14 protein-coding genes are annotated in these 15,322 nt (G+C 60.7%); 9 read left to right on the forward strand and 5 right to left on the reverse strand.

Annotated elements, in window-relative coordinates:
* Window position 1 precedes the first annotated feature (1 nt).
* Together FIV05_RS14030 and FIV05_RS14035 are read left to right on the forward strand one after the other, a co-directional pair.
* Window positions 2–883, forward strand: a complete 882-nt coding sequence (locus tag FIV05_RS14030; RefSeq protein ID WP_209009664.1) for an SDR family oxidoreductase — start codon at window positions 2–4, stop codon at window positions 881–883.
* The gene (locus FIV05_RS14035) at window positions 880–1,569 is read left to right on the forward strand and encodes an SDR family NAD(P)-dependent oxidoreductase (RefSeq protein WP_152509978.1); all 690 of its coding nucleotides are present in this window, start codon (window positions 880–882) and stop codon (window positions 1,567–1,569) included. Before FIV05_RS14030 ends, FIV05_RS14035 begins: the two co-directional genes overlap by 4 nt.
* 57 nt (window positions 1,570–1,626) lie before the next feature.
* Here the strand turns inward: FIV05_RS14035 and metK are convergent, their stop codons facing one another.
* The 3 genes from metK to FIV05_RS14050 form a co-directional block, all read right to left on the reverse strand.
* Window positions 1,627–2,814, reverse strand: a complete 1,188-nt coding sequence (metK, locus tag FIV05_RS14040; protein WP_152509979.1) for a methionine adenosyltransferase — start codon at window positions 2,812–2,814, stop codon at window positions 1,627–1,629.
* 85 nt (window positions 2,815–2,899) lie between these two features.
* Window positions 2,900–4,591: a methyltransferase domain-containing protein gene (locus FIV05_RS14045; RefSeq protein WP_152509980.1), complete on the reverse strand. Its 1,692-nt coding sequence runs from the start codon at window positions 4,589–4,591 to the stop codon at window positions 2,900–2,902.
* Between the two features lie 478 nt (window positions 4,592–5,069).
* Entirely contained in the window at window positions 5,070–5,861 is a 792-nt protein-coding gene (locus FIV05_RS14050; RefSeq protein WP_152509981.1) for a crotonase/enoyl-CoA hydratase family protein, read from the reverse strand.
* A gap of 86 nt (window positions 5,862–5,947) precedes the next feature.
* Between FIV05_RS14050 and FIV05_RS14055 the strand changes: the two genes are divergently transcribed.
* Window positions 5,948–6,535, forward strand: coding sequence for a TetR/AcrR family transcriptional regulator (locus FIV05_RS14055; protein WP_152509982.1), 588 nt, complete (start codon window positions 5,948–5,950; stop codon window positions 6,533–6,535).
* Between the two features lie 91 nt (window positions 6,536–6,626).
* Here the strand turns inward: FIV05_RS14055 and FIV05_RS14060 are convergent, their stop codons facing one another.
* On the reverse strand, window positions 6,627–7,352 hold the full coding sequence (locus tag FIV05_RS14060; RefSeq protein ID WP_152509983.1) for a GntR family transcriptional regulator: 726 nt from the start codon (window positions 7,350–7,352) through the stop codon (window positions 6,627–6,629).
* A 132-nt stretch (window positions 7,353–7,484) separates the two neighbouring features.
* Here FIV05_RS14060 and dctP point away from each other — a divergent pair, with 132 nt between their 5' ends.
* From dctP to FIV05_RS14085, 6 genes are all read left to right on the forward strand, one after another.
* Window positions 7,485–8,507, forward strand: a complete 1,023-nt coding sequence (dctP, locus tag FIV05_RS14065; protein ID WP_152509984.1) for a TRAP transporter substrate-binding protein DctP — start codon at window positions 7,485–7,487, stop codon at window positions 8,505–8,507.
* Between the two features lie 157 nt (window positions 8,508–8,664).
* Window positions 8,665–9,186 (forward strand): TRAP transporter small permease, encoded by a 522-nt coding sequence (locus FIV05_RS14070; RefSeq protein ID WP_031268181.1) that lies wholly within the window; start codon window positions 8,665–8,667, stop codon window positions 9,184–9,186.
* Window positions 9,176–10,492: a TRAP transporter large permease subunit gene (locus FIV05_RS14075; RefSeq protein ID WP_055655680.1), complete on the forward strand. Its 1,317-nt coding sequence runs from the start codon at window positions 9,176–9,178 to the stop codon at window positions 10,490–10,492. The genes FIV05_RS14070 and FIV05_RS14075 overlap by 11 nt, the downstream gene beginning before the upstream one ends.
* 10 nt (window positions 10,493–10,502) lie before the next feature.
* Complete coding sequence (locus FIV05_RS31600) at window positions 10,503–10,667, forward strand: hypothetical protein (protein WP_173013843.1); 165 nt, start codon at window positions 10,503–10,505, stop codon at window positions 10,665–10,667.
* Window positions 10,668–10,671: 4 nt separating this feature from the next.
* Window positions 10,672–12,405 (forward strand): L-arabinonate dehydratase, encoded by a 1,734-nt coding sequence (gene araD, locus FIV05_RS14080; protein ID WP_152509985.1) that lies wholly within the window; start codon window positions 10,672–10,674, stop codon window positions 12,403–12,405.
* A gap of 7 nt (window positions 12,406–12,412) precedes the next feature.
* A complete protein-coding gene (locus FIV05_RS14085) occupies window positions 12,413–13,138 on the forward strand; it encodes a ribonuclease activity regulator RraA (RefSeq protein WP_152505859.1) in 726 nt (241 codons plus the stop codon).
* 276 nt (window positions 13,139–13,414) lie between these two features.
* Here the strand turns inward: FIV05_RS14085 and FIV05_RS14090 are convergent, their stop codons facing one another.
* A complete protein-coding gene (locus FIV05_RS14090; protein ID WP_152509986.1) occupies window positions 13,415–15,307 on the reverse strand; it encodes a bifunctional sugar phosphate isomerase/epimerase/4-hydroxyphenylpyruvate dioxygenase family protein in 1,893 nt (630 codons plus the stop codon).
* Window positions 15,308–15,322 lie beyond the last annotated feature (15 nt).

The raw sequence follows: 15,322 nt of genomic DNA on the forward strand, positions 1-15,322 counted from the left end.
AATGACCACCCAAAAGACAATCCTGATTACCGGTGCAAGCCGGGGTATCGGGTTTCTGACCGCCCAGAAACTCGTGCAGGAAGGCCATATCGTTTATGCGGGCATGCGGGATCTGGACGGCAGAAACGCGGAAGCGGCCAAGGCGCTCAAGCTTTTTGCCGAAGGTCTTCCGGGCAAGCTTGTTACGGTCGATCTGGATGTCGCTGACGAGAAAGGTGTCGAACGGACCGTCGCGGCGGTCGAGGCAGAGCAGCCGATAGATGTTCTGGTCAATAACGCAGGCGTCATGCCTGTTGGTTTGACGGAAGGCTTCACCATGGAGCAGGCAAAGGATCTGTTCGACGTCAATGTCTATGGTGTCATGCATCTGACGCGGGCGGTGCTTCCAGCGATGCGGGCGCGGAAGTCCGGTCTCGTGATCAGTCTCAGTTCGGTTGCAGGCCGGTTCGGCATGCCTTTCTTCGGCCTGTACTGCGCCAGCAAATGGGCGATGGAGGCTTACTGCGAGTCGCTGCATTACGAACTGGAACCGTTCGGGGTCGAGTCCGTTCTGGTTGAGCCGAGTGGCCATGGCACTGACCTGGTGACCTCCGCGCCGGCTCCGGGCGATGCGGTACGGGTTGGGCAATATGGCGACTATTCCAAGGGACGCGACAGGTTGCTTGGCATGTTCCAGGGCATGTTCGATCAGGGCGAAGCCATCACCGATGCGGGCAACGTCGCGACCAAGATCCTTGAACTGATCGCAATGGATGGATCGCGGCCGATCCGCACCCAGGTCGGGCAGGATATGGGTGTCACCGCCATCAACGAGGCAACCGCACCGATCCAGGCGCAGCTGGTGAGCGGATTGAAGCCGGTCTATCTGGGAGCCGCATCGTGAGCGGCAATGCCCTGATCGTCGGTGCCGGGCCTGGCCTCAGCGCGTCTCTGGCACGGACGTTTGCCAAGGAAGGCTACAGGGTGTCACTGGCTGCCAGAACTCCCGGGAAGCTGGAAGGGCTTTGCGCTGAAACCGGAGCAAACGCCCATGCCTGCAATGCTGCCGACGCGGCCAGTGTGGCGCGCCTGTTCCAGGACCTCGACGAGGCGGGGACAACGCCGGACCTCGTCGTCTACAACGCCAGTGGCCGCGTCCGCGGACCGGTTGCCGAACTCGATCTTGAGGACGTGCATGCCGCACTGGATGTGACCGCCTTCGGTGCGCTGGCCGTTGCACATGAAGCGGCAAAGCGGATGGTGCCAAAAGGGAAGGGCGTGATGCTGTTCACCGGTGCTTCCGCCGGCATCAAGGGCTTCCCGCAATCAGCGCCCTTTGCCATGGGCAAGTTCGCCTTGCGTGGCTTGTGCCAGTCACTTGCCCGGGAATTGTCGCCCCAAAACATCCACGTGGTTCATTTCGTCATCGACGGGGTGATCTACAATCCGGATCGTGGCGCGCCTTATGACGACCCGGACAAGACCCTTCATCCGGATGCAATCGCACGGACGTATCTGGAGATCTCGCGCCAGGACAAAAGCGCCTGGACATCCGAGTTGGAGCTGCGGCCGAGCGTCGAAAAGTTCTGATCCGGTAAACCGAAAGCCCCGGCGCGGCGGATGCCGTGCCGGGGCTTCGCTGTTTTCTTACTCTGCCGCATCCGCACGAGCGCCGAAGTGCCGTGCAAGCTCGTCGGCAAGATCGGTTCTCTCCCAGCCGAAACCGCCGTCTTCTTCCGGTGCGCGGCCGAAGTGGCCGTAAGCAGCAGTGCGCGCGTAGATCGGCTTCGACAGTCCGAGACGCTCGCGAATTCCCCGCGGTGTCAGACGCACCATTTCGCGCAAGGTCTTGCCCAGAGCCACTTCATCCACCTTGCCGGTTCCCTGTGTGTCGACGTAAACGGCGACCGGCTCCGGCACGCCGATGGCATAGGCGAGCTGGATCAGGCATTTGTCGGCAAGGCCGGCGGCGACCACGTTCTTGGCGAGATAGCGCGAGGCATAGGCAGCCGACCGGTCGACCTTGGTCGGGTCCTTGCCGGAAAAGGCGCCGCCACCATGGGGAGCTGCACCGCCGTAGGTGTCGACGATAATCTTGCGCCCCGTGAGGCCGGCATCGCCATCCGGTCCGCCAATCACGAAGCGGCCAGTCGGGTTGATGTAGATCCGGTTATCGGGAACGGTCCAGCCGACGGGCAAGGCATGCAGGATGAACGGCAAAACCGCTTCGCGCACTTCTTCCTGGCTGACATTTTCGCCGTGCTGAGTGGAAACGACCACGGCATCGATGCCGGTCGGACGGCCGTTTTCATAGCGAAGCGTCACCTGGCTCTTGGAGTCCGGGCCAAGGCGCGGTTCGCGCCCGGATTTCCGGGCTTCGGCCATGGTGCGCAGGATCTTGTGCGACAACAGGATCGGCGCAGGCATCAGCTCCTCGGTCTCGTTGCAGGCATAGCCGAACATGATGCCCTGGTCGCCGGCTCCTTCCTCGCCCTTGTCGCCTTCATCGACGCCCATGGCGATGTCGGCCGACTGACGGTGCAGGCGGTTGACCACTTCCAGCGTCTGCCAGTGGAAACCTTCCTGTTCGTAGCCGATGTCGCGGACGGCTTCACGCACCAGGCTCTCAACGGTATCGAGGACCTGGTCGGGGCCACGAACTTCCCCGGCGATGGTGACGTGATTGGTGGTGGTCAGCGTTTCACAGGCAACGCGGGCGTCAGGGTCCTGTTCCAGGAAAGCGTCCAGAATGGTGTCGGATATCCGGTCGCAGACCTTGTCCGGGTGTCCCTCGGAAACGGATTCACTGGTGAATAGCCAGGATCTTTGCGTCATTGCGCGCTCCTTGTCGTTTTGGAAAGGATAGTCCTGCCCGGGGCGGTGTATGGCGCCCGGGCAGGGAGATCGGGAAGGAAGGGGATCAGACAGGCTTGCGGAACAGCTGGATGCCCCAGGCCAGCTGGCCGGCGTCCGCAGCATCGACCCAGTTCATGAGCCCAAGCGCCATCTTGTCGAGATAGTCGGCGGAAGCGCCTTCGTTGCGCAGCTTGTCGTAGTTGGCGAGAAGCTCCTCGCGTACCCGGAAATAGTGATTGCGCAGCTGCTGCGTCATGTCCCGTTGTTCGACGGTTTCAAAGCCCAGTGCTTCTGCCGTCTCGCGGTAGAAGCGCATCGACCCCAGGCTGTTGAGCTGCAGGCGGTCATAAACCGGCTGGAGGGCTTTCGGGTCGGCATCATCGGCCTGCATCGGGTCAGTGAAGATGAAATAGCCGCCCGGCTTCAGCACCCGGTGGACTTCCTGCAGCACCTTGTGGCGCTGGTCGGAGTGCAGGATCGCATCCTGGCTCCAGACAATGTCGAAGCTTTCCGGCTGCTCAGGAATATCCTCGAAGACGCCGTGCTCGACGCGGATCTTGTCCTTGAAACCCTGCTGGATGTTGCGGTGCCGGTTGGTGTCGTTCTGGACATCGGAAATGTTCAGGCAGACCGCGCTGCAGTCACTGGCCTTGACCAGCTTGCGCATCGCGCCGCCATAACCGGAGCCGATGTCGAGAACCTTCGCATCCGCACCAAGATTGGGCAGCATGCCGGCCATCTCGTCGATGGTGAGGTCCGACGCTTCGCGAATGTTGCTGGTGTTGTCATAAAGACCGATGTGAAGGTCCTGGCCGCCCCAGACAAGGCTGTAGAAGGTGTCGGCGTCGTCGCTGTCGTAGTAGCTTTCGGCAACTTCGCGGATATCCGTTTTGCCGTCTTCAGGGCGCGCGCCACCCCAGCGAACCAGGTGCAGGCTGGATTTTTCGGCAATGTGGATGAAGAAATCCGGATCGTTTTCCGCAAAGGTCTCCTGGAAGTCACCATAGGTGCGGACGCGCTCGAAGCCTGCCTCCGACAGGAGGCGGCGCATGTAGTTCTTGCGGATGGGGCACATGTTGAGCGTGTACTCGGCCCCATCGGGAAAACTGTATTTGAAGCGGGCGAGGCCTTCGTCCATATGCACCGGTTCGGCCTTCACCTTCTTTCCGGCATAATAGTATTTGTGCTTGTTGGAATAGCCCTGATCTAGCATCGCATCGTAGTTGCGCTGATCGATGATCAGGATGCCGTCGTGTTTGAGCGCGGCATAGAATTCGGCAAGCGCCCGGCGGCGGTCCAGTTCGTCGTGCAAGTGGGTGAAGGAGTTGCCGAGGCAGATGATGGCGTCGTATTTGCCCTGAATGTCCCGGTTCAGCCAACGCCAGTCAGCCTGTACCGTCTTCAGGATCATGCCGCGTTTCTGGCCGTTCTGGAACGCCTTTGCCAGCATGGCAGCAGAGCCGTCGGCCGAGGTCACGTTGAAGCCTGCGCGCGTCAGCCTTACGGAGTGGAAGCCGGTTCCGGTTGCGACATCAAGCACGGTTTCCTTGCCGCGGGCGCGCAGCACGTCCATGAAGAACTGTCCCTCGCTGTCGGCGCGCGCGTCCCAGTCGATCAACTCGTCCCACTTTTCCACGAACGACATGATGTATTCGCCGCGGTAGAGATCCGTTTCCCGGTCTGCGATCGGATCCCGGCCATAAGCCTGCTCGTCCAGTTGCAATTCGGCATTGGCGGACAGCTGTTGAGCCTGCATGGATAGCGTCTCCTTTTTAAGGCGCGCGATGCCGCACGGAACGGGCCGCAGCGTGCACGCGCTCATGCACCGCCCGGAGGTCGGGCAGCGAGCGTCGGAATGGTTCTGTTACAAGCCCGGCGGGAGGTGCATAGGTGCACTGGACGGAATTTAGCCGATCCTTTGCGCGAAGGATCGAGTGCCGGACTTTTCAGGAAGGCGCACAATGCAGCAAAAGGATGCTGCAGGTGCGGAAGATGGGCTGTTGGAAGCCCTGTCCATCCGCTGGTGAAGCGGTGTGCGCCTTTCGGTCATTGGATGCCGGGACCTTAACAAACACCGGTTTCATTACAACAGCCGGTCTTGGAAAAATCGGGAATGAACCGAAAATTGCTGGTTAAGTCTCTGTAATTAAATAATTCTTTTTTTGTAAAACTTTTCTGACACATCCGTCGGCAGCACACTTCAGGCGTGCTGCCCCCTGTTTTTTTGGCTGGCTTCAGGCGCCCTGATAGTCCGGCATGCGCCGCTCGATCCAGCCCGTGAGGCCCTCGTGAACGTCCCGTGTGGCGGCCATGCGTGCAAACTGCTCCTGTTCGATCCGCAGGCCTTCGGAAATGGTCGTGTTGAGCCCGCGCGTGACGGCGGTCAGGATCCTGGAAGCAGCCAGTGGGGAGTGACGCAGGATGCGCTCTGCGAGGGCAAAGGCCGCCTCCAGTTCGCTGCCGTCGGTGACGACCTGGTTGACCAGTCCGAGCTCATGAGCTCTGTGCGCGGAAAAGCTGTCACCGGTGAGAAGCAGTTCCAGGGCCCGTTTGCGGCCTGCAAGGCGCGGCAGACGCTGCGTGCCGCCGAAGGTCGGCGGGATGCCGATATTGATTTCCGGTTTGGCAAAGAGCGCGCTTTCGCAGGCGACGGCAAGATGAACCGCTTCGGTGATTTCGCAACCGCCGCCGTAGGCCAGACCGTTGACGGCGGCAATGACCGGCTTGGGAAAGTTTTCCAGGCGCGCGGTCATGCGCTGGCCCCGCTGGCAAAAATCGCGCACCGCGACGTCGATGCCCTCCGCGATGGTGCGCGAAAACTCGTGAATGTCTCCACCTGCCGAAAAGGCGCGCCTGCCTGCGCCGGTGATGACGACAACACGAGTGCTCTCGTCCGCTTCCAATTCGTTCAGATGAGCCAGGATGAGGTCGTTCGTAGCGTAGTTGAGCGCGTTCAGCTTCTCGGGCCTGTTGAGGGTAAGCAACGCGATGGGGCCGTGGCGGTCCAGAAGAACAGGGGCAGTCATGGGCTTCGTCCTTGGTTGAAAGTCGATAGAAGGACGCTAGCGACGGTGCGCATTGAAGTATATTCACTGGTGAGTATACTTGATCGATGATCAAACCTGCCGAAACAGCCAGAGAGCGGATCCTGACCGCTGCCAACAAGCTCTTCTATGCGGAGGGAATCCGTGCCGTTAGTCTCGACACGATCGCGGAGAAGGCAGGTATCACCAAGAAGACGGTCTATTACCATTTCAAAAGCAAGGACGACCTGATCGAAGCTTATCTGGCGTCACGTGATCAGCCCAACCTCAATCAGTTCCGGAAATGGTTTGGGAAGGCCGAAGGTGATCTGCCGGACAAGGTGGAGGCAATCTTCCGCCAGATAGCGGTTGCTGCAAGGCACCCGAAATGGAAAGGCTGCGGCTTCCTGCGAACAGCGGCGGAACTTGCCAATATGCCCGGGCATCCGGCGATGAAGGTTGGTGCCGGTCACAAGAAGAAATTCGAGGCGTGGATGGCGGAAGAATTCGAGGCTGCAGGTATCGGCGGAGCACCGCACTTGGCCCGCCATATCGTGCTGCTCCTGGACGGCGCGTTTTCAACCATCCTGGTTCACCGCGATCCTGCCTATGCGGAAGCTGCAGGAGAGGCGGCGCGGGCACTGGTTGCATCGGCGATGCTTGATCGGGCTACCTGACGATCAGCCCCGTCCCCATGAAAGCCTGGTACTGCAAGTCTTGCTGGGGCGGTGGGCTTTCACTCGATCTCTTGCCTTGCTGGGCTACGGCCTAGAAGAAGGCAGGATTGCGGGCGACGATCTGATCGACCTGCTGCAACGTGCCTGACAGATGTTCGCGGACAGCGGTTTCCGTGGCCGTTTCATCACTTGCCTCGATACCGGCCAGGATGAGCCCGTGATATCGCAGGATGCTGGCGGGTTTGCCGGGGTCGGGTAGGTTGAGATTGCGCAACCGGTCGATATGGCCGGAGCGCGACGCTACAAGCTGACACAGGCTGGCAAGCCCGACCGCCTTGAACAGCGACAGGTGAAAGCGTTTGTCGAAGGTGGCAAAGAGGCCGAGATCACCCTCGGCATGTGCCGTTTCCTGAAGCTTGAGGATCTGACGGGCAGGGGCGATGGAAGATTTGTCGTCCTGTCTGGCCAGGGTGCGTGTCACTTCCAGCTCCAGCGACAGGCGCAAGAACTGGGTTTCGCGTGCATGGTCGACGTCGATCTTGGAGACTTCGGTCTTGGATTGCGGATAGATGGTCAGCAACCCTTCTTCTTCCAGCTTCATCATCGCATCGCGCACAGGGGTCTGGCTGACACCGTAATGGCTGGCAAGATCCGTCCGCGACAGGCTGAGCCCGGGCTTGAGGTCAAGCGAGATGATCCGTGCGCGCAGCGATTCCTGGATCTGCTGGCTGACGGAGATCCGCCGGATCCTTTCACCGCTACTGGCGTCTGCCGCCTTGTTCGGGTCATCCAGCAACCGAGCCAGTTCAACCGTCATCGCTGATCCTCTTATTCAAACACACGATTCTTCTCGGGCGAAGATAGAACAGACTTGCAAGAAATGCCCTAATATATTAATGCATCAGATAGCGGGAGGAGGAGCTCCCCGCGCAATCGAGTGGAGGACACCATGAAATTCACCGCCGCTGCCCTGGCAGCTTCGGTCTCCGTCATCGCAACAATGGCGCAGGCAGAGACCTTCAGTATTCAGACCTCTTTCAATGCAGGGGACTTTTCGACCCAGTATCTGACGGAAACCTGCCTTCCGAAAATCAAGGAAATGACCGACGGCCGCGTCGAAATCCAGCTGACGCCGAACGGATCCGTGGTCCCGGCAAGAGAAACGCCTGATGCTGTTGCAGCCGGCGTTTTGGATGGCGACTTCACCTCCGTGAACTACTTTGCAGGCCGCGAGCCGGCCTACGCCATCATGGGCGACCTCATCTCCGGCTACGACACGCCGCAACAGATGATCGGTTTCTGCAAGGACGGTGGCGGCGAAGCCGTGATGCAGAAGGCAGCCGATGCCGTGACCGGTGGAGAAGTGCAGGTCGTTGCCTGCGGACCCTATTCTCGCGAAGCATTGCCGGCCCGCGTACCGATCCGCACGTTCGAAGATCTGGAAGGCAAGAAGATCCGCTCTCCGGAAGGGCTTGCCGCCGCGGTCTTCCAGGCTGCCGGCGCGTCGCCGGTATCCATTCCTTTCTCTGAAGTCTATGGTGCTCTGGAAAAGGGCATTGTCGATGCAGCAGACGCCTCGGCCTACGTCAACAACGACGCGACCGGTCTGCATGACGTTGCCCCTTACCCGCTTTATCCCGGCATTCACTCCATGCCGTCGATGCAGTTCACCATCAACAAGGCGAAGTGGGATGCTTTGAGCCCGGAAGACCAGAAAGCCCTGCGTGACTGGTGGTACGAAGCCATGTTCGCAATGGCGGCTGAAGTCGACAAGAAGGACCAGGAACTGGCCGCGCGAGACGGCGCTGGCGAGAAGATCGAAGTGATCAACTGGGCCCAGGAAGATCGCGACCAACTGCGCGAGATCGCCCGGAAGGAATGGGAGAACTATGCCCAGAAGTCGGACCTTGCCAAGGAAGCGCTTGACGCGAACCTCTCCTACATGACCGAAATCGGTCTCTTCAAGAACTAGGACCCGGCCAGTGACGCGTGCCCTTGCTTTCCACGTTGCAAGGTGAGGGCACGCAGCTTTCTTGCCAAAGCTCCTGAGCGGGCACAGTCTCGATGACCTGGCCTTGTGCCCGGCCGGATTCACCTGTCCGCTTCAGGTCTGCATTCAGGGAGAGATGATGAAACGCCTATTCGCGCGTTATGCCGACGTCATGGACAGTGTCAGCGTGTTCATCGGTCATGGCTGTTCCGTGCTGTTTTTCGCCTGTATCGCGGTTTCCGCGCTCGAGGTGGTGATGCGGTACGGGTTCGACAGCCCGACCGTCTGGTCGACGGAACTTGCCATGACGCTCTGTGCTTCGGCCTGGGTGCTTGCGGTTGGTTATGTCACCCAGCGGCACCGCCATATTTCCATCACCATGATCGAAACGCTGGTCAGTCCACGGGTCTGGCGCGTAATGCGCCTGTTGCAGATGGTGATTGCGGCTGGTGCGGTAATTGTCCTGACCATGGCCCTGTGGGATCCGATGCTGAAAGTTCTGAAGCGCACCGAGCACTCGGGAACCGCGCTGAACTCGATCCAGCCGACCTATCTCAAGATCCTGCTTGTTGCTGGCTGCGTTCTCTACATTCTCCAGCTTGCCGCCAACATCATTCGCTGGTGCCAGCGCACCGAAGGGGAGATCGCCGGTGGGCATTGAACTTATTACCCTTCTGATCGTCGTCGCGCTGCTGGCGCTGATGGCGCTGGGCGTTCCGCTCGGCATCACCACACTGACGGTGTCGCTGGCAACCGCGATCCTCTATTTCGGCGAGCGTGCCGGTTTCTTCATCGTTGCTGCCAATGTCGGCGAGGTCCTGCACAAGTACGAGCTGATCGCCGTTCCCTTCTTTGTCTTCATGGCCAACGTCCTCGAACGATCGGGGATCGCACAGTCGCTGTTCGACAGCATGGCGATCCTGGGCGGGCGCTTCCGTGGTTCGGTCGCGGTCCAGACCTGTGTGGTCGCGGTGGTGCTGGCGGCAATGTCCGGCATCATGGGCGGCGAGATCGTCATGCTCGGCCTGATCGCGCTGCCGCAGATGCTGCGGCTCGGGTATGACCGTAAGCTGTCCATCGGCATCATCTGCGCTGCCGGCGCCTTGGCAACGCTGATCCCACCCTCGGTCGTTCTGATCGTCTACGGTCTTGCGGCCCAGGTTTCGATCACCAAGCTCTTCGCCGCCTCTGCCGTACCGGGGCTGATCCTCGCCAGCTTGTTCATCATCTACATCCTGATCCGGGTGCGCTTCAATCCGGCACTGGCACCGATCTACGACATTCCCGAAACCGGCTTGCCGCTGTTCCAGCGCGTCAAGTTCCTGAAAGGGGTTGTTCTGCCAGGGCTTCTGATCGGTGCCGTGCTCGGGGTCATTTATTCCGGCATCGCCACTGTCACGGAGGCCGCGGCTGTCGGAGCCGTGGGGGCTCTCGTGGTTGCTGCCGTCCGCAATGAGCTTAACTGGAAGATGGCACGTGATGCCATGCGCCAGACGGTGCTGACGGTTGGGTCCATCATCTGGCTGGTGCTGGGGGCTGTCTCGCTGATCGGCATCTACAACCGGATCGGCGGCGGCGAATTCCTGCGCGGCCTGCTGACATCCCTTGATATCGCACCGATCCTGGTCATCGTCGTCATGATGCTGATCGTCATGGTGCTCGGCACGTTCCTGGAATGGATCGCGATCATCTTCATCACCGTACCGATCTTTGCACCGGTGGTGGTGGATCTCGGCTTTGACCCGGTCTGGTTCGGGGTTCTCTTTGCCATGAACATCCAGATCTACTACCTGTCGCCACCTTTCGGGCCAGCCTGTTTCTTCCTGAAATCCGTAGCGCCAAAAGATATCCAGCTGCAGGAAATCTTCGCCGCCGTGCTGCCGTTCATCGCCCTGCAAGCTGTCGGCCTGTTCCTGGTGCTGTTCTTCCCCGATCTGGCCCTGTGGCTGCCAAACCTGCTGGACTGAGGAGGTAGAGATGAAAATCACCGACAAGGATCTCACCCGCCAGGATGAGGATATCGCACCGGGAGAATTCGCGGACGAAGAACGCCGCGACGACCGGTTCGGCAACTGGCCGGAGGTTGTCGGCCTCGTCTTCACCCTCATCGTCATCTGGCTGACCTTTGCCTTCACCGGATAAAATCATGACGCACAAAGCCCCAAAAGACTTACGATCCGCGCGCTGGTTCGCTCCTGACGATCTGCGCAGCTTCGGCCATCGCTCGCGGATGATGCAGCTCGGCTACTCGGAAGAGGACTTCCGGGACAAGCCGGTCATTGGCGTGCTCAATACCTGGTCGGAGCTGAACACCTGTCATTCCCACTTCAAGGAGCGGGTGCAGGACGTGAAGCGCGGCGTCTTCCAGGCGGGAGGCTTTCCCGTCGAGATGCCGTCGCTCTCGGTCGACGAAAGCTTCACCAAGCCGACCTCGATGCTCTACCGCAACATGCTGGCCATGGAGACGGAGGAGATGATCCGTTCTCACCCGCTGGACGGCGTGGTGCTGATGGGAGGCTGTGACAAGACCACACCAGGCCTTGTCATGGGGGCGATCTCGGCAGGTGTTCCGATGGTCTATCTGCCGGCAGGCCCGATGTTGCGTGGCAACTACGCCGGCAAGATCCTGGGGTCGGGGTCCGATGCCTGGAAATACTGGGACGAGCGCCGGGCCGGCAACATTTCCGACGATGAGTGGCTCGGGATCCAGGGTGGTATCGCTCGCTCTGCGGGCACCTGCATGACCATGGGGACGGCTTCGACCATGACAGCGATCGCAGACGCCATGGGGCTGACCCTTCCGGGAGCATCTTCCATTCCGGCGGTTGATGCGGGCCATCAACGCATGGGAGCCGATTGCGGCCGGCGCATCGTTGAGATGGTCTGGGAAGACCTGACACCGGACTGGATCATCACGGACGCCGCCTGCCGGAACGCCGCGGTCGTTGCGATGGCGACCGGCTGTTCCACCAATGCGGTCGTCCACCTTATCGCGATGGCGTGTCGGGCCGGTGTGGAGCTGTCGCTCGACGATCTGGACGCCCTTGGCCGGGTGACACCGCTGATCGCCAATGTCCGTCCTTCCGGCAAGGACTACCTGATGGAGGATTTCTTCTATGCAGGCGGTCTGCGTGCGCTGATGAAGCAGATCGAGGATCGGTTGGATCTTTCCGCCCTGACCATTACCGGCAAGACGTTGGGTGAAAACCTGGAAGGCGCGGTCGTCTATAACGACGATGTCATCCGTCCTCTCTCCAACCCGGTGTACGAGGAAGGCTCGCTCGCCGTTCTGCGCGGGAACCTCTGTCCTGACGGGGCCGTGATCAAACCGGCGGCCTGCGACCCGAAGTTCCATTTCCACGAAGGACCGGCCCTGGTCTTCGACAGCTATCCGGAAATGAAGGCGGCCATCGATGACGAGACCCTGGAGGTCACGCCGGATCACGTCCTGGTGCTCCGCAATGCCGGGCCTCAGGGCGGGCCGGGTTTTCCCGAATGGGGCATGCTGCCGATCCCCAAGGCGCTGATCAAGCAGGGCCATCGCGACATGCTGCGGATCTCCGATGCGCGCATGTCCGGCACCTCCTATGGTGCCTGCGTGCTGCATGTCGCGCCGGAAAGCTACGTCGGCGGACCGCTGGCACTGCTGAAGACCGGTGACATCGTCCGGCTGGATCTCGCCAACCGCCGCCTCGACATGCTGGTGGACGAGGTGGAACTGGAGGCCCGCAGGGCCGCCTGGCAGGCCCCCGTGCCACGGTATGAGCGCGGCTATGGTTATCTCTTCCAGCGTCACGTCACCCAGGCCGACAAGGGCTGCGACTTCGACTTCCTGCAATCCGACTTCGGCCGCACCGCCGGCGAACCCGATATCTACTGAGGACATCATGAGCGACTACACACTTTCCGACGACACCCGCGCGAAACTGAAAAAGGTCTCGACGGCTTCCGTCGCGACGGCGCTCTACAAGCGCGGCCTGCGCAACCAGTTCATTCAGGGCGTGGTGCCGGTAGCTCCGAAAGACGAAAACATGGTCGGTCAGGCTTTCACGCTGCGCTACATCCCGGCTCGGGAAGACCGCAATCCGATCACTGTTTTTCGCAATCCGGACCATCCGCAGCGGGTTGCGATGGAAACCTGCCCGCCGGGCCACGTGCTGGTGATGGATGCGCGCAAGGATGCGCGCGCGGCAACGGCCGGTTCCATCCTGATCACCCGGCTGGCCCTGCGCGGCGCTGCCGGTGTTGTCTCCGACGGTGGTTTCCGGGACGCAGAAGGTATCGGCGCACTCGACATGCCCGCCTATTACGCCAAGCCGTCAGCTCCGACCAACCTGACCCTGCATGAGGCGCTGGACATCAACGTGCCGATTTCCTGCGGCGATGCTCCGGTCTTCCCCGGGGACGTTCTGGTCGGCGACAAGGATGGCGTTATGGTGATCCCTGCACATCTGGCCGACGAGCTTGCGGACGAATGCACCGGCATGGAGAGCTTTGAGGATTTCGTGCTGGAAGAAGTGAAGGCCGGAACGCCGATCATCGGTCTCTATCCGCCGACGAAGGAAGAGAACGTGCAGAAATACGAAGCCTGGCGACAGAAGACCGGGCGGTAAGGGGGCTCACGAGCCGCGATGAAGCCGTCGCGGGTCGAATGGACTGACGTGATCGATGGGCGCTTTCGTTACCCACACCCACGCTACACTCACAACCTCATCCTGAGGAAGCGCGAAGCGCTGTCTCGAAGGATGGGCCGCTTGCTCAGAGTGTGTCGCCCATCCTTCGAGACGCCGCGTGGCGGCTCCTCAGGATGAGGGCGTGGGGGGCAGGATAGGTCTTGACTGACTGTCGCTCCTGTCGATGCATCAGCCCCGCGTTCTTTGCGGGCCAGCCTACCTTGCCGGCATGCCCTTCGCGCGGAAATGGCGTTTCTGGGCGGCGATGCGGAACTGGGCGTTGGCGGCGCCATAGCCCTTGTAGCCGCCGCGGCGTTCGACGATCTCGAAGAAGAAGCCTTCTCCGTAGGTCGGGCTGTACAGCTGGAAATATTCGCCGTCCTCGTCCCGGTCATAGAGAATGCCAGAGTTTTTAAGGTCGTTGAGGAAGTCTTCCTCCAGCCCGAAACGGGCATCCAGATCGTCGTAGTAGTTCGGAGATATTACCAGCGGTGTGAAGCCGTTGGCTTGCAGCGCCTTCACCGTCTTGAAGATGTCGGCGGTTTCGAAGGCGATATGTTGCACACCCGATCCGAAACCTTCCGAGATGAAATGCCCGGCAAGGGTCCTTCGGTTCTCCGCCCCGTTCAGCGTGATCCGCAGGCTGCCGTCGTCGTTTTCGATGGCCTGGCTGCGGACGAGGCCCGCCGGGTCGATGACATCCACCATGGCAGTCTTCTCCGTGTCGAAGATCGACCGATAAAACAGAAGCCAGGTGAGCATCTCGTCATAGTTCATTGTCTCGGCGAGGTGGTCGATGCGGAGCAGGCCGGCATCACCTGTCGCCCCGTCCTGATCAACCGGTTCGAACTCGATTTCCCACACCCGTGACAGATCCTTGCTGTCGTCGACGAAATGAATGACGCTGCCGCCGAGAGCGCGGATCGCAGGGATCTTCAATTCGCCCGGCCCAACCGGTTGTTCGAAGGTTTTGGCCCCCAGGGTCTCGGCACGGGCAACGGTTGCCGAAGCGTCTGCAACCTTAAGGCCGATGTCACAGACATTGGTGCCATGCGAAATGTAGGACGCATGGGCGAAGCCGCGCGGGTCGGTGTTGATGACAATGTTGATGCCGCCTTGCCGCCAGAGTTCGACCTCCTTGGAGACGTGCTTGCCGGCCTTGTGGAAGCCGAGCGTCGTCAACATGGCCGACAGGTCGGTTGCTTCCCTCCGGTCGGCGGCAAATTCAACGAACTCGATTCCTGCAACCGGTACCCTGTCGGGCATTTCGGGAACGGGGATCCGGATGCCGGGTTCGGTTCGCCGGACCTGGTCCATCAGGTAGAGCAGGGAGCGGTAACCATCGACGGCGATGGATTTCGGCGAACCGCCACGGAACTGGTCGTTAAAGATCTCCAGCGACAGCACGCCGTCATAACCTGTTGCCGCAACGGCCCGCATGAAGCCGGTCACGTCCAGATCCCCTTCGCCAGGCATGTTGCGGAAATGGCGGCTCCAGTAGAGCAGGTCCATGTTGAAGTTCGGCGCGTCGGCCAGCTGGACGAAGAAGATCTTGTCGCCGGGAATGGCCCGGATCGAATCGGGGTCAATCTTGCGCGACAGGGTGTGGAAGGAATCCAGGATCAGGCCCACGTTGGGGTGGTCTGCCCTGCGCACGATTTCCCAGGCATCGCGGTGATCGTTGACGAAACGGCCCCAGGCGAGGGCCTCATAGCCGATGCGGATACCGCTCCTGGCGGCAAGGTCACCCAGCTCTGAAAGATCATCGGCGGCACGATCGATGCCACCAAGCGCGATGGGAGATACGTTGGAGCAGATCAGCACAAGATCCGCGCCCATCTCCTGCATCAGGTCGAACTTGCGTTCGGCGCGGGCAAAGGTCCGGGTGCGTTGCGGTTCGGGCATGCCCTCGAAGTCTCGGAAGGGCTGAAACAGCGAGATCTCCAGGCCATGGTCGCGGACCATCTGGCCGACGTCCTTCGGACTGCGGTCGAAGGCCAGGAAGTCGTTTTCGAAGATCTCGACGCCATCGAAGCCGGCAGCTGCGATTGCGCTGAGCTTTTCGGCAAGGTCGCCTGCGATGGAGACGGTGGCGATGGCGGTTTTCATGGGGACCTTCCGTGG

Origin of the sequence: Labrenzia sp. THAF191a (genome assembly GCF_009363335.1) — a bacterium.
Lineage (GTDB): Bacteria > Pseudomonadota > Alphaproteobacteria > Rhizobiales > Stappiaceae > Roseibium > Roseibium algicola.

What these genes read in the sequence shown, in the direction of transcription:
- metK (WP_152509979.1), bottom strand. Translation starts at nt 2,814, where the DNA reads ATGACGCAAAGATCCTGGCTATTCACCAGTGAATCCGTTTCCGAGGGA.
- FIV05_RS14055 (WP_152509982.1), top strand. Translation starts at nt 5,948, where the DNA reads ATGATCAAACCTGCCGAAACAGCCAGAGAGCGGATCCTGACCGCTGCC.
- FIV05_RS14085 (WP_152505859.1), top strand. Translation starts at nt 12,413, where the DNA reads ATGAGCGACTACACACTTTCCGACGACACCCGCGCGAAACTGAAAAAG.
- FIV05_RS14070 (WP_031268181.1), top strand. Translation starts at nt 8,665, where the DNA reads ATGAAACGCCTATTCGCGCGTTATGCCGACGTCATGGACAGTGTCAGC.
- FIV05_RS14045 (WP_152509980.1), bottom strand. Translation starts at nt 4,591, where the DNA reads ATGCAGGCTCAACAGCTGTCCGCCAATGCCGAATTGCAACTGGACGAG.
- FIV05_RS14090 (WP_152509986.1), bottom strand. Translation starts at nt 15,307, where the DNA reads ATGAAAACCGCCATCGCCACCGTCTCCATCGCAGGCGACCTTGCCGAA.
- FIV05_RS14050 (WP_152509981.1), bottom strand. Translation starts at nt 5,861, where the DNA reads ATGACTGCCCCTGTTCTTCTGGACCGCCACGGCCCCATCGCGTTGCTT.
- dctP (WP_152509984.1), top strand. Translation starts at nt 7,485, where the DNA reads ATGAAATTCACCGCCGCTGCCCTGGCAGCTTCGGTCTCCGTCATCGCA.
- FIV05_RS31600 (WP_173013843.1), top strand. Translation starts at nt 10,503, where the DNA reads ATGAAAATCACCGACAAGGATCTCACCCGCCAGGATGAGGATATCGCA.
- FIV05_RS14030 (WP_209009664.1), top strand. Translation starts at nt 2, where the DNA reads ATGACCACCCAAAAGACAATCCTGATTACCGGTGCAAGCCGGGGTATC.
- araD (WP_152509985.1), top strand. Translation starts at nt 10,672, where the DNA reads ATGACGCACAAAGCCCCAAAAGACTTACGATCCGCGCGCTGGTTCGCT.
- FIV05_RS14060 (WP_152509983.1), bottom strand. Translation starts at nt 7,352, where the DNA reads ATGACGGTTGAACTGGCTCGGTTGCTGGATGACCCGAACAAGGCGGCA.